Raw genomic sequence first — 1,958 nt, forward strand, 5'->3', positions numbered from 1 at the left:
GTTCTCAGAGAATGCCAACCAGTGTAAACGACGGAACCTAAGAGAGCTAATTTATCATTAACGTCCTGATAAGCACTTAAGGTAACAATCTCAGGAAGATCGATATCATTACTGGATAAATTGTTACTCCATATCGCGTTATTTGGAGTTGCGGTTGCTACTGAAACCGGATTTATAACGTTGAATCCTGGTGATGCAAAACGGCCTCCCAAACGACTGTAACCATTAAATTTATGCTTCATCTGTGACTGGTAATTCAAACCAATACGCGTGTGGTTATCATTAAACATAGTTAACACGCCAGCATGGAAGCCCACACCAAAAGAATCACCTTTGTTATAACTCATTGAGTCCACAAAACTTGGCGGGAAACCAAATGCTTGCATTAGAACAGGCTCACCCAGGATACGATTAAATTTCACACGAGCATATTGGAAATCGATACCACCACCCACAGCAAGATTCTCAGTCAATTTACCACCAATTTCAGGAGAGACGTTGGTTGTAATTAATTCGCTGATTGTAGCAGCATAACGAATCTGGCTAGTTTTATCCCAGTCAGTAACCAAACCAAATGGTGAAACGATGCTTAAACCAAAGGTTGCATTTTCACCCAAGGGTAAGGCGTAATGAAAAGAGGGAACCACTGCATCTTTAGCACCCTGTAAACCGCTAAAAGTTTGGACAAAAGTATTAGGGAGTCCTGTTGTACTAAAGGTGCTTGTACCAGTTAATTTAGAGGAAGGAAATACCCCTACAGCACCAGCAACAACTTGTTGCTCTCGAATGAGTGCAAGACCTGCCGGATTGTACCAGCCAGTTGATGCATCAGCCGCTTCTGCCGCTACACCCGCAGCATAGTTCCCTATTGCTGAAGCAGCACTTTCTGTGTACAGGGAAAAGCTCCCCGCATTGGCAATACTACTTGCCATCATCGCAACGACAACTGCGCTGACGATTGTTCTCATGGGTTTTTGCATGCTCTTCACTCCACACTCCTTAACGTTAAAATGCATCCCGAGATGTCGCAAAAGACTTGATGATAAATGAATTGAAACCGTTTTCAAACGATTAGAGAAAAAATTTCCCAATAAAATCATTAAATAGCCATCCAAAATCCAAAGTGTAATTATTAAATTCACATTGAAAATTAATTGCCATTCTATTGCCGTCTTTTGCTTGTATCTATTCACCAGTCCATGTTAATGTGTTCTTTTTTGCACGAGCATAATCATGCAACAATTAGTTACGAAATTTGGCGGCACCAGCGTTTCTTCTCTGCAAACCTGGGAAAATATCGCGGCTATCACTAAACAACATATAGCCAATGGCGTACAACCGGTTATTGTATGCTCAGCCCTCACTCAAATTTCAAATAAATTAGAACAGGCCATCAATGCTGCCTTGTTAAATCAACACCAGAATATTGAAGCAGAGATTCGTCATGGTCATATGGAATTAGCTCAAGCCTTGCAAGTTTCTCCTGAGCTGGTTACAACCGAGTTGGAACAATTACATCAATGGTTAACCGGCATTGCCCTTCTTAAAGAAGCACCAGCAAAAACCCGTGCGCAAATTTTAAGTTTGGGTGAATTAATGATGACTCGCTTAGGGCATGCATTTTTGCATCGGAAAGGAATCAATTGTCTATGGTTCGATGTCCGCGAAGCACTAATTTCTACCGCAATACCTGGTGGAGATACTGTCAATTACCTTGCAGCAAGATGTAATAGTGAAGCGAATCCAACGCTCAGTAAAAAACTGCTTGCCAGTGGGGCTGCAGCGGTTATTACACAAGGATTCTTTGCGGCCAACTCACAAGGAGAAACCGTATTACTTGGTCGCGGCGGCTCAGATACTTCAGCAGCCCTACTGGCCGCTATCTTGCAAGCCAATGCGTGTGAAATATGGACTGATGTTCCCGGCATCTATACAGCCAATCCTCACCAACTGCCGCA

2 protein-coding genes are annotated in these 1,958 nt (G+C 42.6%); one reads left to right on the forward strand and one right to left on the reverse strand.

The window, feature by feature from the left end:
• A partial coding sequence (locus tag BN58_RS14830; RefSeq protein WP_026069519.1) for an OmpP1/FadL family transporter occupies positions 1-980 on the reverse strand: 980 nt, incomplete at its 3' end.
• Between the two features lie 253 nt (positions 981-1,233).
• On the opposite strand from BN58_RS14830, the gene BN58_RS14835 reads away from it, so the two are divergent.
• Positions 1,234-1,958: amino acid kinase family protein (locus BN58_RS14835; protein WP_026069520.1), on the forward strand; the 725-nt coding region annotated here is incomplete at its 3' end.

The organism is Legionella tunisiensis, assembly GCF_000308315.1.
Classification (GTDB): Bacteria; Pseudomonadota; Gammaproteobacteria; order Legionellales; family Legionellaceae; genus Tatlockia; species Tatlockia tunisiensis.